We start from the raw sequence: 23,016 nt of genomic DNA, 5'->3' as shown, positions 1-23,016 counted from the left end.
CCATGAACCGATCCGATAAAAAACCGCTGGGATCCCCCCGGGAGCGAATCATGACCGTTGCGCAGGCGCTGTTTTACGCCCAGGGCTTCAAGGCGACGGGCATCAACGAGGTGATCGAGAAGTCCGGCGTGGCCAAGGCCACCTTCTACAACCACTTTCGCACCAAGGATGAACTCGGCGCCGCCTACATCAAGGCGATGAAAGAGTCCGAAGTGGCCTACCTCGAGGGCTGCCTCGCCGGCAAGCGCGACCCCGTCGAGCGCTTTCTGGCGGTAATCGAATCCTTGCGCCCCTGGTTGCTGGAGACCGAGTTCCGGGGCTGCCCCTTTATCAACCTCGCCTCCGAAGTGCCGGACGCCGCCAGCCCGCTCCGTCGGGAAGGGACCAAGCTCTATGACTTCACCCGCGACAAGACCCGGATCCTGACCGGGGAGCTGATCGCCTCGGATCCCGAGACCTACGGCCACCTCGACGTGGATGAAGTCACCGATACCTATATGACGCTCTACGCCGGCGCCATCGCCCTGGCGGAGATCTATCACGCCATTTGGCCGATCGACCACGCCCTGCAGGGGGCAAAACGGCTGATCGGCAAATAACGGGGCAAAATTTTTTGCCCCGTAACCAGACAGACCTGTCTGTCTAACCGCATGAGGATACAACCATGAACATGCCCGCCACCCTCAATACCGACCGTTATGCCAAGTGTATCGACGTCTCCAAGCGCGTCCGCTGGGAGATCGAGCAGGATGTAATCCGGGGCCGCACCCTGGACCTGGGCAAGAAGTTTCTCCCCGACGGTCTTTCCAAGGTTCACGAACTGGCGTTCCTGACCCCGGACCAGCAGCGCTTTCTGAGCCAGGTGCAGGGCCGCACCTACGCCAACATCTTTGGCCTGGTGGAGCGCTTTATCTGCGCCAAGGTGATGGAGGTCAGCCAGGACTACGCCCTGGGCGACCAGGTGGCCCTCGAGGCCCTGGTCCGGTTCAGCGACGAGGAACTCAAGCACCAGGCCCTGTTCCGCCGCATGGAAGCGCTCGCCGGAGAGCAGATGCCCGCCGGCTACCGGTTCGCGCCCCAGCCCGATGAAGTGGCCCGCGCGGTGCTGGGCAAGTCCAGCTGGGCGGTGCTGGCGCTGACCCTGTGCATCGAGCTCTTCACCCAGGTCCATTACCGGGAGAGCATCCACAAGGACCCGGCGCTGTCGGAGCTGTGGAAAGACGTGTTCCTGTTCCACTGGAAGGAGGAGTCCCAGCACGCCATCCTGGACGAACTGGAATTCGTCCGGGAGAACGCCAAGCTGACCCCGGAAGAACGGGAGCGGGCGGTGGACGATCTGATCGAGCTGGTGCTGGCGGTGGATGGCATCGTGCAGATGCAGTCCCGGGAAGATGCGGCCTACTTTATTCGGCACTGCGGCCAGGGGATGAGCCCCGAACAATGCCGGGCGGTTGAGTCCACGCTGCTGGCCGCCTACCGCTGGCAGTACATTCTCTCCGGCACCCAGATCAAGCGCTTCGCCGACGTACTCTTCGCCATGACCACCCCGGCGCAGACCGAGCGCATTGTAAATGCGCTGGGCACCCTGAGCGAAGCGGCCTGATGCGGCCTGAAACGGTCGAGCCGGGTCGTTAACCCTCTAACCCCCTGCCCCCGCCGCCCCCTTCTCTGAGCGCGCATTCCAGAGAAGGGGGGTGGCCGCTCCTGGCTACCCCTACCCCCCCCTGGCCACCCCTGGTCTCGCGGCATTCGAATATCCCTATTCATCAAAAGCGCTTTAATTGCGCACCCAAGCCCCGTTCCGCCGCCCTTCGGGTGCGATGCGCGCGGTGCCGATTCTGAGGGCAGAGCGACGGCGCTTCCCTGCACCAGCGCTCTGGCTCGGCCACCATGGCTCATTCGGCGCGTCCTTGCGCATCACCCTTCGGGCAGCCTACGGCTGTGCAAATTGGCAATCCTGCCAATTTGTCGCCCCTGCGGGCCCTATCGCCTCGCCGGCCTCGTGCTCGCCGGCGGAGAGGGGGAATGTGCACACTGGACGAATGTGCTTCATGCCTTGTGTGACTTCCATATGGCAAAACGCCAGCTGCTGGCACCCTATTCCCTTTCGAAACCGATCAAAGTCAGTTTGATCAGGCCCGAAGGGGGGAAGCAAGGATGCTGGCCCTGGACGTCGGGGCAGGACGCCCCGTCGGCCAGCCCAAGCTGGCTTTGATAGCGCCGTAGGCGCGTACCCGTAAGGGCGGTTTCGCAAGGGTCGCCTGGGATTGCTAAGGGGATGGCGACGCATCCCCTTAGCCCGCCCGGCCGGGGCGGAACCAAGGCCTCGGCCAACGCCGCAAATCAGCCTTAACTCATGTAGTTGCAGCAAAAAGCCTGTCTGTTAGAGTGGACTTTTGCGGATCAGGGAAGATGCCGGCCCCCAGAATAAATCGCCCTCCCCTCCGCCCTTAACCGGCAGCAGGCAGACTTTGGCACCCGGCCACCCGCATCCAGTCGCTCTGCCCTTTCGTTCAGACCTACAGGAAGTAATGGCTGTGAACGCAAAACTACCCAAACCGGCCCCGCCCGGAGACAACCTGCGGGGATACCTGCATACCGATCCCGTCCCCATCACCTGGGACGAGCGCCAGCTTGACCGCCTCTATACCCAGGCCCATGCTCACGCCAGCGAGACCATCGACTGGTACCTGACCCAGAAGGCGGGCCCCAAACGCTGGTCCCGGGGCTGTCGCATGGTGGCCATCCTCGGCGGCGCCGTGGGCGGCCTCATCCCCCTCATCTCCGGCGCGGGCCTAGTGGGCCCCGCCGGCTGGCTGGGACTCGACCCCGCCCAGTTCGCCCAGCTGGGCTACATCGCCCTCGCCCTGGGCGCCGCCAGCCTGAGCCTGGACCGCTTCTACGGCTATTCCCGCAAGTGGATGCGCTTCATGACCACCCAGCACCGCCTGGAAATTCTGCTGACCGAGTTCCACTTGGAGTGGGTGGAGCTGAAGCGCCGGCAGGAAAACCACCCCGACCCGGCGCAGCATGAACAGACCATGCTTGCACGGATCAAGGCGTTTCGCCTGGAAGTGCTGCAGGTGATGGGGGACGAGATGCAGACTTGGATCGGGGAGTTTCAATCGAGTTTGGCGGCGCTGGAGAAGCGGGTAGGGCCGGAGAGGAAAGAGTAAATAGCTGCGTAGCGCATAAATGACCCAAAACTTTTAAATGAAAACGAGGCAAAAAATGACAATAAATTTTGAGGACCCTGTGATACAGGAGTTGACCAAATCAATTAGTGAAGACCCGAAAGGTTTTGTCGCTATTACGGGTGCAGGGATATCAAGGCCATCAGGCATTCCTAGTTGGAAAGATCTTAGAGATCGAGTTCTATCGGCAGTAAGGGATAGAGCTTTCTCTTTAGATGAAGATGAAAGAAAACTCATAATCAGACAAACCAAAGATCTTGAATCACATTGCGACTATTGGCATGTATTTGAACACTGCGAAAACACAATAAGTAAAAACATATTTCAATCAACAATAAAAGAAATCCTTTCAACACAAGGCAGAAAGATTCCAACATGCTGCGAGTTACTGTGGAAGTGCGGAATTAATGGAATTCTTACTTATAACCTAGATGACTTCTCAGAACAGGCCTACTCAAAATCAAAAAACATGGCTGTAACGTCCTTCAGCAACAATCAACCAAGCTATTTCAACATTCTCTCCGATGGAGTTGACTTTGTATATCACATTCATGGCAAACTAATTGATCATGAATCTTGGGTACTAACAGACACACAAAAAAGAAATCTATATGATAAAAACGAGAATTTCATAAACTTCAACAACAAGATATGGTCAACCAAAAAAACCCTTACAATCGGATTCGATGTGTCCGACATTTCCTTTGAATTAATGTTAAACCAACTAGAAAGACGGAATACTTTTGGCAACAAAAACTTCATAGTTTTCCCTAACAACAAGAAATCAGAAATAGATAGGCTGACCAGAATTGGATTTAAGGTTATTCCGTACACTCCTTCGAATGAGAAACACCCAGAAATCGAGGAACTTCTACGCTACTTAATCAATTTCAAACCCGAACAAAAATATTTCACAAGTGTTTTAAATAACACATCCGAAGAGGAAACATTAGAAGATCCAAGGACCCTAAAGATTCTTGCAATTGACGACATCAACTCATGCAGAAAAAAACTAAACAACAAACTGAAGAAAATTATAAACAATGAGCAAGACAGCATAGACACAAAAAAAGAAAAAATGAGAGATTTCAACTCCCAGTACAACGGCGCCATAAGAATGTGCTGGGACATTGGAACTGATGAAGACAACTCCATCCTATTTAACTATCAAATAATAGAAAAGCTTGGTAAGGGAGCCTTTGGGCATGTCTACAAGGCTAAGGACAAAAGAACCGATGAACACATTGCTATAAAAGTGCTAATGGAAGATGTTCGTAAAGAGTTTGACTTTTCCAATTGCTTCCGCAGAGGGGTCAAATCAATGAGCATTTTAAAAGAAAATAACATTGGCGGCATGGTTGGAATAAAGGAAGCTTTTGAAATCCCTTCTTGTATAGTCATGGATTTTATCGACGGAATAACTCTAAGAGAAGGAATTGACAAACGTTTTTTGGACTTTAACGCAGCAGCGGATATTTTGTATAAAACCGCCAAGTCCATTAACGAAGCTCACTCTCTTAAAGAGCAAGTTTTACACAGAGACTTGAAGCCAGAAAACATAATCATTAGCGAATACTTCACAAACCCAGAAAATCCAGATGTAAAAGTTTTAGACTTTGATCTATCCTGGCATAAAGGTGCCACCGAAGGACCTATTATACAGGATGTACTCGCAAAAGGATTTGCTGCACCTGAGCAACTATCGGACAAAGCTATTTTAAAAGAGCTAAGAAATACGGCTGTGGATACTTTCGGCATGGGTATGGTTTGTTATTTTGCGCTAACTGGAAACACGCCAATACCCAACCAGCATAGGTTTGAAAATTTCAGAAACGAAACAGAAAATCTCATCAGAAAAAGATACACATCCAAGATCAAATCGCTACCGGTATTTGCCGCTGACACAATATATTTATCGACACTTGACGATCAGTCGATCAGGATACCGTTCGATGCACTTCTGGATAGGCTGTGCATTATAAACAAATGTTTGGAAACTGAAAAAATAAGCAGCACCCATCCTCTTTTTGCATTAGAAATCGCATATCAAATTGAAACAAACCCACACAAAATAGCAATAAAAGAAAACGGAAAACATATAACAATAAATAGCGCAGACGAATCAAAAAACATTGACATACAGATCGGAGACAACTTTGGAAAAGCAGTTGCGAGACTGAAAATATCAAAAATACGCGGCCCTGCCGACAACCGAAATCTTAAAAAATATCTCCCTACAGCCAAGGAGAAAACAAAAACGGCTCTCACCTCATTTGGATTCAAAGGAGTGGAATGCCAAATAATAGATGGAGGTCTAGAAGTTTCTGGACATTACGAGCTAGGAGAGAATTTTGACATTGAAACCATAAAAGGGATCGCATACGTTATATCTGAGGCGAGAAGTAAAATGGAGTTGAGTAACAATTAGATATAAAAAAGCAGGGTAGATTTTCTTTCACGGTCCATCTATGCGTTATGATCGACCAATAGCGGCAATTGACTCCTAGGTTCCCTTTCGAAACCGATAAAAGTCGGCCCAGGCACAAAAAAGCCCGAGTGGTTGCTCGGGCATCATCATCCTTGGCAGGGGCTGCGCCGCCGCCCCCTCATCCCAACCTTCTCCCCGAGGGAGAAGGGACTATGCGGTGCCAGCTTACCGCATGTAGCTTGCCGCTAAACCGCCTCAGCCTCCTCCTCGGTCTCGGAATCCCCCTCAACCTCACCGCGATCCTTCCGATACGGATTATCGGAATTCAACAGCGCCTTGGCCTTGGGCATGGGAAACTCCACGTCCAGATCCACGATGGCGCCATCCCGGCAGACGTTGATCACCGTGTCCATGGTCGAGGCCATCAGCGAGTACTTGTCGTCGGGCGCCGCGATCAGGGTCTGCAGGCCCAGGTCGCCCATGAAGCCGAGGCTGGTCTGGGTGTTCTCCGCATCCAGCTTGTTGAAGGCCTCGTCGAACATGGAGAGGCTGATGCCCCCCTGGGGACGCCCGTCCGGGGTCATCTTCAGGCGGTAGGTGGCGCCCATACCGGCGGCGATGGCCACGTAGAAGGGCACCTGGTGCTCGCCCCCGGAACCGGTCTTGATCCGCTGGCTGAGGTTGGTCTTGATGTTGCCGTCCAGGTCCTTGATCACTAGCTCGAAGTTATAGAAGTTGCGGTAGTCCTGCAGAATGCTGGACTCGCCCTCGTCTTTGAGCACATCGTGGATCTTCTCCAGGGCCTCGCGGTGGGGGCTGTCCTGGTCCACGGTGGCGTCGAACAGCCCGCCGGCGTTGGCCTGGTCGATCCGCGAGTAGGTCTCCACCAGCTTGAGGATGTCCTTGAGCTCGGGGTTAGGGGTCATGGTGAAGCTGTACATCTCCTTGTGGAAGGGACGGTGCTTCAGGTGGTTGTTGAGCTCGCGGATCAGCTCCTTGATCTTGTCGATCTGGTCGTTCAGGTGGGCGACAAAATCCGAGCGGAAGGCGGTCTCGGCCTCGATGCGGGCGCGCTCGGCCTTCTGGGTGTAGTGGGCCAGCTCGGTCTGCCTGAGGGCCTCGACGGTCTTGCCGACGAAGGCTTCCAGGTCCAGGTGGGTGGAATCCGGGGTGATGGCGTCCAGGTCCCCGTGGCTGCTGCCGGAGCCGTGGTAGCGGGCCTTGTACTGGGCCACGCCGTCGCGCACGGAGTTCTTCTTCTTCTCCACCAGGGTGAGTTCGTTCTGGGCCTTGCGGGCAGCCTCGAAGATGATCCGCTCCAGCTCCCCGGCGCAGGACTCCTCCAGGTAGTCGCGCTTCTCCTGGGCGGCGTTGGCGTCGAACTCGGGCTTCTCCTCGCACTGGGCGCGGGCCTTGCCGTGCTCTTCGAGCTCCTGCTCCAGCACTTCCAGGTTAGCCTCGCCCTTGATCATCTTGGTGCGCAGGGTGCGCAGCTGATCGAGGCACTTCTGGTGCTCGGTCTGGGCGTTGGTCTGCTCCTCCACCAGGGTGGAGAGGCGCTGCTGAATGCCGGTGTCGTCCTGGTTGCGAAGATCGGTGATGGCCTGGCGGTAGCCCTCCACCTCGGCGTCCAGCATCTCGCGCTGGTTGGCCAGGGCGTAGGTCTTCTCGGTGACGCCGGCCAGGGCCGCGGTGAGGCGGATAAGGTTCTCCTTGAGGCCGTTGAGGGCCTCGTGCTCCTTCTCCTGCTCGGCGAACTTGGCGCGCAGGCGGTCAAAATCCTGGTCCTGGCGGGCCAGCTGACTCTGGCGGTGCTTGATCCCCATCATCGGGTTCTGCTCGTGGATCGCCGTGGTGGTGCCCTCGCTCTGCAGCATGCAGTCCGGGGTCAGGGCCCGCTCCTGGCGCAGCAGCTCGGCCTCGGTCTCCACCGCCATCACCCCGCCCAGGGTACGGTTGATGTAGGCCAGGGCGTGGCTGTTGTCGCAGTCGACGAACTCGGCCAAGGAACCCTTCTTGGCCCGGTCCAGCCAGTGGTCGGACTTGGTGGTGTTGACGATCCGGCAGCCCTTGAGATGGCGGGCGCGGCGCCGGTAGAGGGTGATGGCGTCCTTGACCCGGTCGGGGTCGACGATCAGCGCCTCGCGGCGGTTGCCGAGGAAGCTCTCGATGGCCACCCGCCAGCGGTCATCAACGATCTCGGTGAGCTCGCACAGGGGGGTGGAGTCGATGCCGTACTCGGCGAGGATCTTCATCAGCTCCTGGGTGTTGCGCTTGAGGGGCGCGCGGCCGGCCTTGAGCTGCTCAATGGCCCCCTGGTGACCCTGCAGCTTCTCGCGCAGGCTGGAGAGCTCGATCACCGAGCCCTCGAACTGGCGCGAGACTTCCAGGCGCACGTTATCGATCTGCTTCTTCATCTGCTCCAGGCAGTTGTCCACCTTGATCGGTTCCAGGGGCCAGACGCCGTTCATCAGGTTCTCACCCTCGCGCCACAGCTCGACCCCCTCCTTGACCAGGTCCATGAAGGCGCTGGGCAGCTGCTTCTCGTGGTGGGCAAAGCCGACGGTGGAGCGCAGCAGGTTGTAGACGGACTGGATCTTGTCGCGCACCACCCCCAGCTCGTGGCCCTTGGCGTCGATCTTCAGCTCCAGCTCCTTGATGCGGGCGGCGCTGTCGGAGTTGTTGAGCTCGGCACGGGTGTCGGCCAGCTGCTGCATCAGGCGGTTGAGTTCGGCCTCCAGCTTGTCGGCCTCGGCCTGCAGGCTGGCTTCCTTCTCCTTGTCCTCCTCGAGCTTCTCCTCGATGGACTCCTTCTTCAGGTCGGCCTCTTCAAAGCGGGTCTCGTGCACCACCCACTCGTACTCGATGGCGTTGCGGGCGTTGCGATGCACCCCCTGGCACAGCTCCTGGACCTTCTCCAGCTCCTCGATGCGCCCGGAGACCTCCTTGGTCTTGGCCTCCATGGCCCGGTACTCTTCCAGGGACTTGCGGAAATCCCCCACCTGCACCAGCTTGTGGTCCAGCACGTACTCGCGCACGAACCGGGTGGGGCTGTCGATGGGGGTGAACTTGATCGCGTTGCGGAAGTTCTTGAGGAACTTCTCCTCGTCGATGGGCAGGTTGGCGTCGTGGCTGAGCACGCTCATCACCTCGCGCAGGAAGCGGCTGGAGCGCTTCTCCAGCAGCATCTCGGGGCAGCGCGCGCGCAGGTGGTCGCGCACCTCCAGCCAGGCCCGGGGCAGACGCCCGCCGTCGGTCTGGGTGGTGAAGTCGTCCAGGGTCACCTCGGTATCGGGCAGGATAAAGCGCCCCTCCACCTCCTCTTCCGGGGAGGCGAGGCTGGCGCTGATGGCCAGGCCCACGGTGTCCACCCGGCCGCTCTCGTCGTCCTTGAACTCAAGCGCCAGGTAGGTGATGGAGTCCTCGCGGGCGTTGTTGGTCTTGGCGGTGCTGTCGTCCAGAAAGCCCAGGCAGTAGGTGCGCAGGCTCCGCTCGGACTTCTGCCCGGCGCTGGCGTTGAAGCTCAGAAAGCGCTTGTTGCCCCCCACCATCACCGTCTGGATGGCGTCCAGCAGGGAGGATTTACCGGAGCCGTTGGGGCCGACGATGGCGACGTTGCCGCGGATGGGGATCTCCACCGCCCCCAGCACGTACCAGTTGACCAGAACGATCTTGTTCAACGACTTCATTGCGCGATCTCCTCGGCGGTCTTCTCGGTGTCCGCGTTTTCGCTAGTACTCTCGGGCGAGGCGCTGTCGCCCGCCGCTTTGGGTTCGGGGGTTGCCGCCGGTTGCTCTGAGCTGGCTGGCTGTGCGTCTTCGGCGGCGGCCGCGTCCTCGGCATCCTGGGCGGCCAGCTCCTCTTCCTCCAGGGCTCGCTGTTCGCCGCCGGCGCCGTCTTCGGCCAGCTCCTCAAGCTGGCGCACCCAGTCCTCCACCACCACCTGGCGAATGCTGGGGTTGATCATCAGCGGAATGTTCTTGGGGTCGGTCTCCGGGGCCTTGCCCCGCTCGATGATGCCGTGGCGGTTGAACAGGCTGAGGATCTCCTTGAACCGGGTCTCGTTGGGAATCTCCTTGGAGGTGAGGTTCTCGTAGAGGCGCAGCAGCTCCTCGGAACTGAGAAAGGCCTTGCCCCCCTCCACGTCGAAGTTCTCCAGCCGCTCCTCGTACTGCTGGCGCAGACAGAGCAGGAACAGGGACTCGTCCAGGCGCAGCCGCAGGTAGCGCTCCTCGCCCTTGGGGATCAGGCCGATAAAGGATTCGTCGGGCTGGTGGGTCAGCGACCAGCCGATGGCGGCAAAGAGGTCGGTGAAGTAGTCCACGTGGGTGGAGATCAAAAAGTAGTGGGGCCGGTGCGAGGGCTTGTCGGCGTAGAGAAACTGGTTGACCAGCAGCTTGTTGGCCGCCGCCACCATGGCCTCCTCGTCCACCTGCTCGAAGCGGCTGAGAATTTTCTTGAGATCACCTAGCATGCGGGTTTCCTTTAATGTTCAGTTGGGCTGGGGGCGTTGGCCTGCCCCTTCTTGCGCTCCAGGGTGAAGGCGCGGCACTTCACCATGTCGGCAACGTTGACGTAACGGTCTTCAAAGCGCAGCTCGTACTTGGCCGCCACCGCCTTGGCCTTTTTCCCCAGGCTCGGCATGTGGCGCAGGTAGCTGAAGGCGATGTAGTCCTCGATGGTGTTGATCGAGAACTGCTGGGCGTGGAGGGCGTCCTGCCCGTCCAGCTGGCGCTCGATAAAGGCCTCCAGCTTGGCCCCGGTGATCTGGCGCCGCTCCTTGTACTCCTTGAAGCGCTGGCGCAGCAGCAGCACCTCGGGGTCGATGATGCGCTGCTGAATGATCTTGAGGCTGGGCGGGGTGCGCCGGCGCGGGGCGCTGCGAACGCTGCGCGGCGACAGGAAGCCGTACTCCTCCAGGGTGTCGGGCAGCGGCATCTCGGCGTCGTCCTTTTTCGCCAGCTGGGTGATCAGCCGCGAGAGGCGGGCGCTCATTCCCGGGGTGGTCTTGTCCATGTAGCGCACGGTGTCGGCCACCCGCTTTTCCAGCCGGAAGCGGAAGTCGTCGATGGCCTGCAGGCGCTCGTCCACGGACTCGAAGATGCGGATGATGCGGGTGATGTGCTTGTTGACCAGCACCTCCGCCTCGGCGTTACCCAGCTCCAGCACCTCCTGGTAGTGGTCGATCAGCTGGCCCAGGCGCACCGGATCGAACTGCAGCTCCTTGAGCAGCCCCAGTAGCTGGCGCCGGAAACGGAAGGGGTTGTTGTGGGTCTTGAGGGTCTTGTAGTCCGAGACCAGGATCGCCTCGACGAAATGGTCAAAGAAGCCCCGGACGATGTCCTGGGCGTTGCTGGTGGCGGCAAACCCCTGCTTGAGTTCGCGCAGCCCCAGCAGCATGTCAGTGAGGTGGGCGCTGAAGTCGGCGGCGGTGCGGGCCGCCTCCTGCAGGGTCAGGCCGCGCCCGGCCGGGTCCTTGATCGCCGCCTCCACGGAGCTGAGCACGTTCAGCACGGCGCCGCCGTAGCTCTTCTTCTGGAAGGTGGCGACGTCGATCAGGGTGCGCAGCACGTAGCTCACCGAGGGCGCCATCAGCACGTAAGTGCGATAGATCTGCTGCTCCTCGTCCAGCCAGCCGGTCTTGACCAGGCGCCGGTAGATGCGGTTGGTGTACTCCGCCGAGGACCTGGGCACCGGGGTTTCGCCCCCTTCGCCCTCGTCGTCGGACTCGGGGCTCCAGCTGCGGATACCGTGCTTGATCACGGCCTCCTCGATAGTGGAGCGCACCAAGTCCTTGGGAATAAAGGGATCGATCAGATCCTCGTCGAAAAAGAGGTCCGCCAGCTCGATCAGCACCACCTGGTAGATCTGGCGATTCTGGCCCGACAGCGGAGTAAAGAGGTCGTCTGGCAGCTTATTGAAAAGCATCGAATATCCCGGAATATCTGCGCCCGGAAGGGCGGTCTCGGGGGCCCGGAGGCGGGCACCGAAGGCTATTATAAAGGGGCCGATTCTACCCTAATTTTCAGGGCCAAAACACCGGCAAAGCAGCCAATGAGACGGGCCTCTCCCTGCCTTGACCCACCCCGGGCGGCGGGCCATAGTGCATCAACCCCCGTTTCCTCAGCCACCCAAGGAGGGCCCCCATGGCCGGCAGCAGCCTTCTCACCCTGATTGACGATATCGCCACCCTGCTCGACGACGTGGCGGTGCTCTCCAAGGTGGCGGCAAAAAAGACCGCCGGGGTGCTCGGGGACGACCTGGCCCTCAACGCCGAGCAGGTCTCGGGGGTACGTGCCGAACGGGAGCTGCCGGTGGTCTGGGCGGTGGCCAAGGGCTCCCTGCTGAACAAGGTGATCCTGGTGCCGGCGGCGCTGGCGATCAGCGCCTTCGCCCCCTGGGCGGTCACCGTGCTGCTGATGATCGGCGGCCTCTACCTCTGCTTTGAGGGGGTGGAGAAGCTGATCCACAGCTACCAGCACCGCGGCGAGGGGCCGGCCGACCACGCCGACAAGCTGCGGGCCGTGGGGGATGCCGAGGTCGATCTGGTGGCCTTTGAAAAAGACAAGATCAAGGGGGCGATCCGCACCGACTTTATTCTCTCGGCGGAGATCATCGTCATCACCCTGGGGGCGGTGCAGGAGGCCCCCTTCACCACCCAGCTATTGGTCGTCTCCGGGCTCGCCCTGGCGATCACGGTGGGGGTCTACGGCATCGTCGCCGCCATCGTCAAAATCGACGACGCGGGCCTGCACCTGCTCAAGAGCGAGGGCGTCTCCGCCTGGGATGATTTCAAGCGGGGGCTGGGCAAGGTGCTGCTGCGCGGCGCCCCCTGGCTGATGAAGGGGCTGTCCGTGGTGGGCACCGCCGCCATGTTCCTGGTCGGCGGCGGCATCCTGGTGCACGGCCTGCCCTTTATGCACCACCCGGTGGAGCTGGCGGTCGAGGCGGCCCACGCCCTGCCCGCCATCGGCGGCATTGCCGCCGCGGTGACGCCGGTGCTGATCAACGCAGTCGTCGGTATTCTGGCGGGGCTGGCGGTATTCGTCCTGATCAGCCTGGGCGCGCGCCTGCGAGGGGGCTGAGGCGTCAGCCCTCTCTACCCTCACTGTCCTTACTGCCCTTACTGTCTTCTCCTTCGCTGCTGCCCTTTGCGGCCTGTGCCGCCTCGTCAACCGCCCGCCCCGGCGCGCCCCCGAACAGGCTGAACGGGGCCAGCCAGGGGGCCATCAGCCCCGTCATCATCCCCTCCATCAATGCGAGGCTCTGGCGCTGCATCTGCTCGGCGGCCTCGGCGAACGCCTCGGGCCCCAGACTCGCCTGCAGCCGTTCCTCGCGGATCTCCCCGTCGCGGAGCGTCCGGCGCAGGCTGCGGAGCCGGGCGCCGCTTCCCGTCAGCCGAATTTCCGTAACCTGGTACTCCAGCTGCAAGCCGCGCAGGGGGAGTGGCAGCCAGGGCAGCAGCGGATGGGCGTCGCCCGCTTGCAGAAACGATGACACTCGCTTGCCAGGGAGGCGCTCGGGCTGGTCGGGATCGTCCCGTCGGGGGTCCGTTTGAATAGGGGCATCTTCCATGGGCGGTCTCCTGGGTTGCACGGCGTTCTGCTTGGTTGCACGGCGATGGCTTGCCGACAGCGACCTGAAGCATAGCCGGGGCGCAATCGGGCTGCCTGCCCATGGACCCGCGACCGCCTTGTTGTCGCCTGGGCGCATATACTGAAGCCGAACAGCGACCGCGCGCCGGGAGCCCCGAGATGCCCGCCACCCCGCTTCCCAACCTCGAAAGCCTGCTGCCGCCACTGGCCGACAGCCTGGCGAAAACCCCGGCCAGGGTGCTGCTGCTTGGCGCCACCGGCAGCGGCAAAAGCGCCCTGGCCCGGCGACTGGGCGCCGCCCTGGCCGCGCGCGGGGTTCAAAGCCAGTGTCTGAGCCTCGACCCGGGCAACCCGGCGTTCGGACTTCCCGCGGCGGCCAACCTGGGGCGGTGGCAGGGCGATGGCTGGCGGCCGATCGCCCGGGAGCCGCTCTGCAGCCTGGATGCCGCCCGCTTTCGCCTTCCTTTGGTCAGCGCCGCCCAGCGACTGGTCGCACAGGCGCAGTTGCCCCTGATCATCGATACCCCGGGACTGATTCGCGGGGTGGCGGCGGCGGAGCTTCTGCAGGCCCTGGTCACCGCGCTCCACCCTTCCCACTCGTGGCTACTGAGCACCGACAGCGTGCCGCTGCGCCACGAGTGCCGGGCGCTCAACATCCAGCCGGTGCAGGCCGCTGCCGCGGCACGGCCACCCCCGCGGCACCAGAACCGGCATCGACGCAGCCGCCGGTGGCGGGATTACATGAGTTCCGCCGTCGAGCAAACGCTGCCGCTCTCCACCCTCGACCTGCTGGGAACGCCCCCGCCGGGCGGCACCTGCGCGTTCTGGCCCGGCGCGGTGATCGCCCTCGGCTCACCGGGTGGCGACTGCGTGATGGGCGAAGCACTCGCTTTAGAGGGCGATACCCTGCGCTTTCGCGCCCCTCCCCTGGGCCCCGAGCCCAAGACCCTGCTGGTACGCGACGCCCGGGTCGACGCCAAACGGGGGCTGACCACCCGCCCGCCACGACCCGAGCCGAAAAGCACGCCCTCCCTGGTCCACCCGCCGGCGGGACAGGAACTGACCCAGGGGCCGCGGGTCGTCACCCGGGACGCGGTCGCCGAGCTCGCCAACGGCATCTTCGCCGACCCGCTCCTGGTGGTGCAGCTCAAGCGGGGCGGGCGCTGCCTGTTGTTTGACCTGGGCGACAGCAGCCGCGTGCCCCTGCGGCTGCTGCACCGGGCCAGCGATGTCTTTATCAGCCACGCCCATATCGACCACATCGGCGGTTTTATGGGCCTGCTGCGGGCCCGCCTGGGGGCGCCGGGCACTTGCCGTCTCTGGGGACCGGCGGGACTGGCGGGGCAGGTTCAGGGTTACCTGAATGGCATCCTCTGGGACCGCATCGGCGACCAGGGCCCCGCCTTCGAGGTCACCGAGCGCCACGGCGACCGGCTGCACCGCTTTTTACTGCGAGCAGGCACCCCCACGCCCCGGCCTCTGGGCACGACGCCCTGCAACGACGGCGTTCTGTTGGAAGCAGCTGAGCTGAAGGTGCGTTGCGTGGAACTGGACCACCGCACGCCGGTGCTGGCCTACGCCCTGAGCCCCACTCCCCGGCTGCACGTGGACAGGGACCGGCTGGCGGCCCAGGGCTGGCCTCCCGGCCCCTGGCTAGGGGCGCTCAAGCAGGCACAGCAGGCCGGCGACATGACGCGCCCCATCGCCCTTCCCGACGGCCAGCACTTAAGCGCCGGGGCGCTGAGTCAACGGCTGTTGCGCGAAGAGGCGGTAGATACGCTGGTCTACGCCACGGACCTGGCGGACAGCCCGGCCAATCGCCAACGCCTGAGCGGCTTCGCCCGGGGCGCTCACACCCTGTTCCTGGAGGCCTGTTTTTCCGAGCAGGACCAGCCCCGGGCCGCACAGCACGGCCACCTCACCACCCGCGCCTGCGGTGAAATAGCCGCCGCCGCCGGGGTGAAACAGCTGGTTCCCTTCCACTTCTCGCGCCGCTACAGCACCGATCCCGCGGCCCATTTTTTGGAGATCGCCGCCGCGTTCACCCCGCTGGTCGAGCCCGGCTGAGGTGCCGGGTGAGCGTTATACTCCAGCCATCTCTCCTGTCCCGGGAGCCGCTGCGTGTCCCAAGATAAGACCTTCAACGCCGGAAGCTGGCTGGCCGGCCTCGTCACCGGCCTGGCGCTGACCGTGGCTTACATCAAGTTCGGCTACACCCTTCCCGCCTTCCTGCAGCCGACGGCGGCGGTTCAGGGCAAAACCGTGGACGCACTCGCCTCGCTGGCGGTGGATCGCAACAACCTCGCCGAGCTGCAGCGCGAGCTGGCCCTGGACTTTCGCAACCCCGACCGGTACCTGGAGCTGGACAGCCGACTCGGCGGTTTTATCACCGAGGAGGTGATCTGGCTTGAACGCACCCGCCGCGACATCAAACGCCTGCAGGACGGACTGCGCGGCGTCAGCAACGCCACCGCCTCCGCATCGATATTGCAGCAGCGGCTGGAGACCCTGCCCGGACGCCGGGCGGCCGAGCGACGGCAGCTGCGCCGCTTTCTGCAGCAACGCTTCGCGGGGCTGAGCGACGCCGAGATCGCTCGGCGCCTGGTCAGGCTCAGTCTGGCCGAGGTGCTGCAACAGCGACCGCCCTTTACCCGTATCTGGCTGCACCTGCCCGCGCCCGCCCCCGTGCGGCTGGTGATCTACAACGCCGAAGACCAGCCGATCCGGGAGCTGGTCAACGGGGTGCAGCCCGCCGGGCAATACCGGTTTTACTGGAACTTCACCGACGACGCCGGCGCCGCGGTCAACCGGCGGGCCAACTACCGTTACCAAATCTGGGTGGATGGGCAGCCCAAGCAGCCGCAGCCGCTGCCGCCCCCCGCCGCCCTTTTCTAGACGCGGATCCGGCGCCTGAAGCGCAAACCCGCCCCCGGCCTAATGCAGCGCGATGAGTTTCTCGGCCACCTCGACGAGGTTGTCGCCGATCACATCGGCGGGCAGAAAAACGTCGCCGGGCGCGTATTCAAGGCGCGCACACCAGCCCGCGAGGGCCCCGGCCCGCTTGGCGCCATGACAGTCCCAGGCGTGCACGGCCACCAGCGCCATGCGCTCGATGGGAGTACGGATCTGCTTTGCAGCGAAACGGTAGATCTCTGGGTGGGGTTTCCAGACGCCGGCGTCCCGGGAGGTGACCACGTGCGCGACGAACCGGGCAAGCCCCGCGCCCTCCAGAAAGCGGCGGGTGTTGTCCGGACTGTTGACGGTCAGACAACCAACGTCCACCCCGGCCCGGGCGAGCTGCTCCAGGGCTGGCGCGGCATCGTCGAAGGCGGGCAGCGTGGCGAACCCTGCCACCACGTGTTCGATCTCAGGTTCGCTGAGCCGGTGCCGGGTTTCCGTCCGCAGCGCCTGGCGGGCAAAAGGCTCAAAGGGCGCGGCATCACCGGCCAGGGTCATGGCCATGGCATCGCGTTGAAAGCGCATGAACCAGGGGCCGAGTAAAGACGCCGGTTGGCCCACCTCTTCCAGGCGGTCCCCCAGCGGAGCAAGGTCAATCAAGGTCTCGAGAACATCGAAGAATACTGCGCTCGGTCGGTCAGCCATGTCACTCCCCTCCCTTCCGTTGCAGCGCCAGCCGTTGCAGCGGCAGTATAGCCAAGAGGGAAGCGGTCAATTTCGGAAGCGGGCGGTGAGTATCCCGGGCGAGCCGGTGACGCCTGACAGGCCTCCGGCAAAGGGCCTGCGACCCTACCCGCAAGAGCGCTTCGCTACCCCTTCTCCTTTACCTGCGGCAGGCTCATGGCCGCGCCGAGGCGGAACGCCTTCAGCCGGCAGTCCAGTTCCAGATCGGTGCGCAGGCGCACCAGGTGGCGCGCCTGCAACGCCCAGTTGCGGGTGCCCTGCAGTTTCGCCGCCTGTCCCTTGGGCAGCTCCTCGAGATGAGCGTAGAGCGTCTCAAGGTTCCCGTACTCGGCCAGCAACTTGGCCGCGGTCTTGGCGCCGATGCCGTCGACGCCGCGAATGTGGTTGGTGGTGTCGCCGCACAGCGCCAGGTAATCCGCGAGCTGACCCGGCTCGACCCCGAAGCGGCGCACCACGAAGTCCCGGTCCACGGCCTGGCGGGCGAAGTGATCCCAGATCAACAGGTCCGGGTAATCCCCTCCCAACAGCTGGGCGAAGCCCTTGTCGGTGGAGACCAGGGTCACCCGCCCCCCACGGGACAGGGTTTTCATCGCCAGGGTGGCGAGAATGTCGTCGGCCTCAAGATCAACGTAGGTCAGGCTGGTGAGCCCCTTGTAGCGGAACAGGGCGTGAAAGCGCTCCATACCCTGCTTAAGATCATCCGGCATGGGCTTGCGGCCGGCCTTGTACTCCGGATAGGCCTGGTGACGCCAGCTCTTCTCCCAGCCGTCGAACGCGCAGACGCCGTGGCTGGGCTGAAAACGGCTCAACAGACGCCCCACCGCCTGCCCTGCCGAGGTGAGCGCCCCCTCCATCGCCGCCTCACCGTCACCCGGAACCGCCGCATGAATACGCCGAATCAGGTTCAGCGCATCGACCAGCAGCAGGTGCGGCTGTTCGCCGCTCACAGCGCCGCCTCCCCCTCGGTGAAAGAGCACGCGAGGTTGCGGGGGGAGTTGCAGACAACGAGGAGTGGAAACAGGCGCATCATCAAGGCAGTGAATCCGGCGGTGAAAAGGGGCCATTATACCGGCTACGCCGGGAATTGCTTTTCCTCCTTATACGGCCTTGACCGCCCTGGAAAACCCCTTTACTATTCGCGCCCACGGTTGAGCGATTCCTCGATAGCTCAGTTGGTAGAGCAGTAGACTGTTAATCTATTGGTCGCTGGTTCGAGTCCAGCTCGAGGAGCCACCGCTCCTTCAACCGTATCATTTCGGCCGATCCCCGATAGCTCAGTTGGTAGAGCAGTAGACTGTTAATCTATTGGTCGCTGGTTCGAGTCCAGCTCGGGGAGCCAGCCCTTTTTCCAAGATCCCCCTTTGATCCAGCTACACCCCGGTTCCAGTTAACCCGCCACGGTTTCAGCACCGCCCCCTGGCCGTAAGCCGCCACAATCTCTATAGTTCGCATCCGGTCATTCATTACTGGAGAAGGACAAACCGCTTATGAAACGCTTTTTTGGACGACTGGCCCTGACCACCGGCTTGATCTCCGCTTCGCTGCTGGCCAGCGCGCAGCCGACGCTGCACTACGACGGCAAAACCTACCGCGCGGACGAACTTCCCGGCGCCCTGCGGCAAAGCTTCTACGAGCTCGAACTGCAACAGCACGAGCAACGCCAGCAGGCCGCCGATCAGTATATTTTCAACCGCTACCTGCAAGAAGAAGCCGAGAAGCAGGGTGTGTCCGTGCGCGAACTGCAGGAGGAGCTGCTGGCGCCCGAGGAGCCGACAGAGGCCGAACTGCGCGCTCTGTACGACGCCAACCAGTCGCGCATCCAGGGCAGCTTCGAGCAGGTGCGCGACAACATGGCCACCTACCTGAAGAACCAGCGGATCCAGCAGCAGCAACAGCAGCTGCTGGAGCAGGTCCGCAAAGAGAAGGACTACCGCTTCCAACAGGCGCCCCCCACCCCGCCGCAGTTTGAGATCACCCTAGAGGGCTACCCCAGCCAGGGCCCGGCCGACGCCCCCGTGACCCTGGTCGAGTTTGCCGATTACCAGTGCCCCCACTGCAAGCAGGCCAAGCCCGTGGTGAGCGAGATCGTGAAACACTACGGCGACCGGATCCGCTTCGTGTTCAAGGACTTTCCCCTCCAGCCCGGCGGCATTTCCCAGACCCTTGCCGAGGCGGCGGTGTGCGCTGAACAGCAGGACCGTTACTGGGATTTCAACGCCCTGCTGTTCGAGCGCCAGCAGTTCCTGAAGAGCGTATCGGCCGACATGCTGGCCGAGGAGCTGGGGCTGGACATGAAGGCGTTTGATGCCTGCCTGACTGAAAACCCGGGTCAGGCCCGCGTCGCCGCCTCAGCGGCCGAAGCCCGCAGCCTGGGAATCAGCGGCACCCCGGCCTTCTTCGTCAACGGCCGCCCCCTGCCCCACGAGCATGGACCGCTGCAGACCCGCCTGATCGAGGCGATCGAGGCCGCGCTGCCGGCATCGAACTGAGCCCTCCCGGAGGTCGCCGCCCGGCGACCTCCTCCACGCCCCGCCGCCCTCGCCCCAAAACAGAACACCCACCTCTTGTTCGCACCATAATCGGGCGTCACCACATTCGCCGCACTCTTTCCGTGCATCCAAACAGTGCTCAATCGCTCAAAATGCGCATAACCATCTGTTTTAATTGTGCATTAATTTGTGGCACGGCTTGTGCTTAAAAAGAGCACGCCGCCTGATAACAGGCGAAGGTCCCTTTTTTGCACCAAAAGGAGTGCTTGCCTTGAAACTTGTCAGCGCAATTCTCAAGCCTTTTAAGCTCGACGATGTACGCGAAGCCCTGTCCGAAGCGGGAGTCAACGGCATCACTGTCACCGAAGTCCGTGGGTTCGGCCGCCAGAAGGGGCACACCGAACTCTACCGGGGAGCTGAATACGTGGTGGACTTCGTACCCAAGGTACGGGTGGAAGCCGCGGTGGCCGACGACCAGGTCGATGCGGTGATCGAAGCCATTGTCGGCAACGCCCGCACCGGCAAGGTCGGCGACGGCAAGGTGTTTGTCACCGACCTCCACCAGGTGGTCCGCATCCGCACCGGCGAGACCGGTAACGACGCCCTTTAACCCAAGATTCAACCAATACGAGAGATTCATGATGCTGAAACAGCTTGCTATTTTGACGTTGGCGCTGCTTCCGGGCACCGCCCTGGCGTCGGAACTGAACGGCGCCAATACCGCCTGGATCCTGACGGCGACGGCACTGGTACTGTTTATGACCCTGCCGGGACTGGCCCTCTTTTACGGCGGCCTGGTTCGCTCCAAGAACGTGCTCTCGGTGCTGATGCAGTGCTTCGCCATCGCCGGTGCCGCCTCGCTGATCTGGCTGGTGGTGGGCTACAGCCTGGCATTCGGCGAGGGCAACGCCTGGATCGGCGACTTCAGCCGCGTGATGATGGCCGGCGTCACCCGCGAAACCCTGTCCGGGGATATTCCCGAATCCCTCTTCATGCTGTTCCAGATGACGTTCGCCATCATCACCCCCGCCCTGGTCATCGGCGGTTTTGCCGAGCGCATGCGCTTTAGCGCCATGTTGCTGTTCAGCTGCATCTGGCTGATCCTGGTCTACGCCCCGGTCACCCACTGGGTATGGGGCGGCGGCTGGCTGGGCGCCATGGGCCTGTACGATTTCGCCGGCGGTACCGTGGTCCACATCACCGCCGGGGTCGCGGCGATCACCGCCGCCATCGTGCTGGGGCCGCGCAAGGGCTTTCCCACGGTGGCCATGCCTCCGCACAACCTGACCCTCACCGTAACCGGCGCCGGCATGCTCTGGGTGGGCTGGTTCGGTTTCAACGGCGGTAGCGCCCTGGCCGCCAACGGCGACGCCGCCATGGCGATGCTGGTCACGCACATCTCCGCCGCCGCGGGCGTGCTGACCTGGGCCGCCATCGAATGGATCCGCTTCGGCAAGCCCAGCGTGCTGGGCGCCGTAACCGGAATGATCGCGGGTCTGGGTACCATTACCCCGGCCTCGGGCTTTGTCGGCCCCGGCGGCGCCCTGGTGATCGGTATTGTCGCCGGCGCGGTCTGCTTTACCGCCACCCACTTCATTCAGCGCACCCTGAAGATCGACGACTCCCTGGACGTCATGCCGACCCACGGTGTCGGCGGCATCCTGGGTACGTTCATGGCAGGTGTGTTCTCCAGCACCGGGCTTGGCCTCTTCAGCGGCTACGGGTTTGCCGACGGCATCACCAGCATGGGCGGCCAGGTCGGCGTGCAGATGGTCGGCATCCTCGCCACCCTGGTCTACACCGCGGTGGTGACCTGGATCATTCTCAAGCTGGTGGGCGCCCTGGTAGGCCTGCGTGTCGACGAGGAAGTGGAAGTGACCGGCCTGGATACGGCCGAACACGAGGAGAAGGGTTACAACCTGTAACCCCCTGCGCTTTCGGCGTTACTCAAGGGCCGGACGCAGCACGTCCGGCCCTTTGCGTTTAGGCCTGTCTAGGCCTGGGCCCCGTGCTGGGGATGGTTCTTGATAAAGCAGGCCAGCACCCGCTTGAGCTCCATCTCGTGCTGACGGTCTCCGTGCTGCTGGGCATGCCGAATATCATCGAGAATCATCCGCCGGATCTTCAGCTCACCACCGGGCGTATGGACCAGATACTCCGCCTTCGCCAGCGCCTGTAACCGTTGGCAATGCTCATGTTCGGCGATGGCGTCGATCTCTTCCTGCGACAATTCGCAGAGATCCAGGCAATCATCATAAGTTAACATGGCGTTTTGCCTCCCTTTCCAAATTTTGACTTCTCCTACTCACAGCCTAACGTCCCTGCCGCCCCCAAGCTTGAGCATTTCTCATCAATTTAGCGGGGCGCGCGGGACCCATTCATTTCCGGAAAAAAGCCGGCAGCGGGGTTGCGCTTTGTCACCGCAAGCCCGGTTTAGGTGTTAACATTTCTCCTATTCCAAGCCGCCCTACGCCCGACCATAGCCACTCATCATGCCCGTCCTGATATTGCTCCTGCTGATCCTGCTCATCCCCGTGAATGGCTGGTCCGCCCCGGCCCTGACGGTCTGGATCGGCGACGACAAGGGGGTGCAGGGGTTGACCGACGCAGCCCGCCGCTACCAACAGGAGACCGGGACACAGGTGCGGGTGCGCGCCCTGCCGCAGCTGCCTTCGCGCTTCGAAGCCGCGGCTCGCGAAGGCGGCGGTCCCGATATTCTCCTCTGGGCCCACGACCGCTACGGTGAGTGGGCAGAACGGGGCCTGCTGGCGCCGATCTCGCCCGGCAAACCGATCACAAACGCCATCGCCCCCTTCACCTGGCAAGCCGTCACCTACCAGGAGCAGCGCTGGGGCTACCCGCTGGCGGTAGAAGCGGTAACGCTGGTCTACAACCGCAAGCTGATACCGGCGCCCCCGCCCTCCTTCGAAGCCATGATCCCCCTGGATCAGGCCCTTCGCGCATCAGGACTTCGGGCCATCAGCTGGCCTTATACCTCCCCCTACTTCAGCTGGCCCTTGCTGGCGGCGGGCGGCGCATTCGCCTTTGCCGAAACCGGCACCGGCACCGGCACCGGCTACGATACCGGGCACACCGGACTGGACAGCCCGGGGGCCCAACAGGGGGCGGCACTGCTGCGCCGGCTGCGGGAGCAGGGGGTACTGGAAAAGGGCGACTCCGCGGCGCCGTTTCTAGCCGGCCAGGCCGCCATGACCATCGCAGGCCCCTGGCAGTGGGCGGCATTTCGCGACGCCGGCATCGACTTTGCCGTCGCTCCGCTGCCGCCCGTCAACGGCAATCCGGGCGTCCCTTTTGTCGGCGTCTGGGCCGCCGCCATCAACGCCAACAGCGACCAGCAGGCAGAAGCCCGGAATTTTGTGGAAAACTACCTGCTGCAACCGGAGGGGCTGAACGCATTGAACCGGGCCTCGCCCCTGGGGGCGCCGGCCAATATCGAACTGATGGGTGTACTGGCGGCGAACCCCCACATCGACACCACCTTTCACAGCGCAGTGACCGGACAGATGATGCCCAACATTCCGGAGATGAGGCGTTTTTGGCAGGCGCTCAGAGCGGCGCTGGAGGCCACTGCCCACACAGACAGGCCCATCGCCCCGATTCTGCTGCAGGCGGCTGAGCAGGCAACCGGCCGCAGCGCGCCCTGAGCG

At 62.2% G+C, this 23,016-nt stretch carries 18 protein-coding genes and 2 tRNA genes; 13 read left to right on the top strand and 7 right to left on the bottom strand.

The genetic code is table 11. From position 1 onward, the window contains the following. The first annotated feature begins 50 nt into the window (after window positions 1-50). The 4 genes from JGZ97_RS14305 to JGZ97_RS14290 all read left to right on the top strand — a co-directional run bounded on the left by JGZ97_RS14305 (window position 51) and on the right by JGZ97_RS14290 (window position 5,622). Window positions 51-599 (top strand): TetR/AcrR family transcriptional regulator, encoded by a 549-nt coding sequence (locus JGZ97_RS14305; protein WP_207063329.1) that lies wholly within the window; start codon window positions 51-53, stop codon window positions 597-599. 65 nt (window positions 600-664) lie between these two features. Then, complete coding sequence (locus JGZ97_RS14300; RefSeq protein WP_242521796.1) at window positions 665-1,603, top strand: hypothetical protein; 939 nt, start codon at window positions 665-667, stop codon at window positions 1,601-1,603. Between the two features lie 934 nt (window positions 1,604-2,537). Further along, on the top strand, window positions 2,538-3,176 hold the full coding sequence (locus tag JGZ97_RS14295) for an SLATT domain-containing protein (RefSeq protein WP_207063328.1): 639 nt from the start codon (window positions 2,538-2,540) through the stop codon (window positions 3,174-3,176). Between the two features lie 55 nt (window positions 3,177-3,231). Beyond that, a complete protein-coding gene (locus JGZ97_RS14290) occupies window positions 3,232-5,622 on the top strand; it encodes a protein kinase (RefSeq protein WP_207063327.1) in 2,391 nt (796 codons plus the stop codon). A gap of 245 nt (window positions 5,623-5,867) precedes the next feature. Here the strand turns inward: JGZ97_RS14290 and JGZ97_RS14285 are convergent, their stop codons facing one another. The 3 genes from JGZ97_RS14285 to JGZ97_RS14275 are packed head-to-tail and all read right to left on the bottom strand — an operon-like array spanning window position 5,868 to window position 11,550. Then, window positions 5,868-9,311 (bottom strand): SbcC/MukB-like Walker B domain-containing protein, encoded by a 3,444-nt coding sequence (locus tag JGZ97_RS14285; RefSeq protein ID WP_207063326.1) that lies wholly within the window; start codon window positions 9,309-9,311, stop codon window positions 5,868-5,870. Then, window positions 9,308-10,096 (bottom strand): DUF4194 domain-containing protein, encoded by a 789-nt coding sequence (locus JGZ97_RS14280; RefSeq protein WP_207063325.1) that lies wholly within the window; start codon window positions 10,094-10,096, stop codon window positions 9,308-9,310. The genes JGZ97_RS14285 and JGZ97_RS14280 overlap by 4 nt, the downstream gene beginning before the upstream one ends. A gap of 11 nt (window positions 10,097-10,107) precedes the next feature. Then, window positions 10,108-11,550 carry a Wadjet anti-phage system protein JetA family protein gene (locus tag JGZ97_RS14275; protein ID WP_207063324.1) on the bottom strand — a complete coding sequence of 481 codons (1,443 nt, stop codon included), beginning with the start codon at window positions 11,548-11,550 and terminating at the stop codon, window positions 10,108-10,110. A gap of 218 nt (window positions 11,551-11,768) precedes the next feature. On the opposite strand from JGZ97_RS14275, the gene JGZ97_RS14270 reads away from it, so the two are divergent. Beyond that, the gene (locus tag JGZ97_RS14270; RefSeq protein ID WP_207063323.1) at window positions 11,769-12,707 is read left to right on the top strand and encodes a DUF808 domain-containing protein; all 939 of its coding nucleotides are present in this window, start codon (window positions 11,769-11,771) and stop codon (window positions 12,705-12,707) included. Window positions 12,708-12,711: 4 nt separating this feature from the next. On the opposite strand, the gene JGZ97_RS14265 is transcribed toward JGZ97_RS14270, so the two are convergent. Further along, the gene (locus JGZ97_RS14265; protein WP_207063322.1) at window positions 12,712-13,197 is read right to left on the bottom strand and encodes a hypothetical protein; all 486 of its coding nucleotides are present in this window, start codon (window positions 13,195-13,197) and stop codon (window positions 12,712-12,714) included. Between the two features lie 179 nt (window positions 13,198-13,376). Between JGZ97_RS14265 and JGZ97_RS14260 the strand changes: the two genes are divergently transcribed. Further along, entirely contained in the window at window positions 13,377-15,284 is a 1,908-nt protein-coding gene (locus JGZ97_RS14260) for a Clp1/GlmU family protein (protein WP_207063321.1), read from the top strand. Between the two features lie 54 nt (window positions 15,285-15,338). Then, complete coding sequence (locus JGZ97_RS14255) at window positions 15,339-16,112, top strand: hypothetical protein (protein WP_207063320.1); 774 nt, start codon at window positions 15,339-15,341, stop codon at window positions 16,110-16,112. A gap of 39 nt (window positions 16,113-16,151) precedes the next feature. On the opposite strand, the gene JGZ97_RS14250 is transcribed toward JGZ97_RS14255, so the two are convergent. Both JGZ97_RS14250 and xni read right to left on the bottom strand, forming a co-directional pair. Further along, window positions 16,152-16,820 (bottom strand): HAD family hydrolase, encoded by a 669-nt coding sequence (locus tag JGZ97_RS14250; protein WP_207063319.1) that lies wholly within the window; start codon window positions 16,818-16,820, stop codon window positions 16,152-16,154. Window positions 16,821-16,984: 164 nt separating this feature from the next. Continuing rightward, window positions 16,985-17,806, bottom strand: a complete 822-nt coding sequence (gene xni / locus JGZ97_RS14245; protein WP_207063318.1) for a flap endonuclease Xni — start codon at window positions 17,804-17,806, stop codon at window positions 16,985-16,987. Window positions 17,807-18,016: 210 nt separating this feature from the next. On the opposite strand from xni, the gene JGZ97_RS14240 reads away from it, so the two are divergent. From JGZ97_RS14240 to JGZ97_RS14220, 5 genes are all read left to right on the top strand, one after another. Continuing rightward, window positions 18,017-18,092, top strand: a tRNA-Asn gene (locus JGZ97_RS14240). A 30-nt stretch (window positions 18,093-18,122) separates the two neighbouring features. Beyond that, window positions 18,123-18,198, top strand: a tRNA-Asn gene (locus tag JGZ97_RS14235). Window positions 18,199-18,346: 148 nt separating this feature from the next. Continuing rightward, window positions 18,347-19,348: a thioredoxin domain-containing protein gene (locus JGZ97_RS14230; RefSeq protein WP_207063317.1), complete on the top strand. Its 1,002-nt coding sequence runs from the start codon at window positions 18,347-18,349 to the stop codon at window positions 19,346-19,348. Window positions 19,349-19,619: 271 nt separating this feature from the next. Continuing rightward, window positions 19,620-19,958: a P-II family nitrogen regulator gene (locus JGZ97_RS14225; protein ID WP_207063316.1), complete on the top strand. Its 339-nt coding sequence runs from the start codon at window positions 19,620-19,622 to the stop codon at window positions 19,956-19,958. A 28-nt stretch (window positions 19,959-19,986) separates the two neighbouring features. Next, entirely contained in the window at window positions 19,987-21,273 is a 1,287-nt protein-coding gene (locus JGZ97_RS14220) for an ammonium transporter (protein WP_242521793.1), read from the top strand. A gap of 68 nt (window positions 21,274-21,341) precedes the next feature. On the opposite strand, the gene JGZ97_RS14215 is transcribed toward JGZ97_RS14220, so the two are convergent. Continuing rightward, entirely contained in the window at window positions 21,342-21,614 is a 273-nt protein-coding gene (locus JGZ97_RS14215; protein WP_207063315.1) for a hypothetical protein, read from the bottom strand. A 226-nt stretch (window positions 21,615-21,840) separates the two neighbouring features. On the opposite strand from JGZ97_RS14215, the gene malE reads away from it, so the two are divergent. Continuing rightward, window positions 21,841-23,013 carry a maltose/maltodextrin ABC transporter substrate-binding protein MalE gene (malE, locus tag JGZ97_RS14210; protein ID WP_207063314.1) on the top strand — a complete coding sequence of 391 codons (1,173 nt, stop codon included), beginning with the start codon at window positions 21,841-21,843 and terminating at the stop codon, window positions 23,011-23,013. Window positions 23,014-23,016 lie beyond the last annotated feature (3 nt).

Origin of the sequence: Motiliproteus sp. SC1-56 (genome assembly GCF_017309075.1) — a bacterium.
GTDB lineage: Bacteria > Pseudomonadota > Gammaproteobacteria > Pseudomonadales > Balneatricaceae > Motiliproteus.
This window is presented reverse-complemented; position numbering and strand designations above follow the sequence as displayed.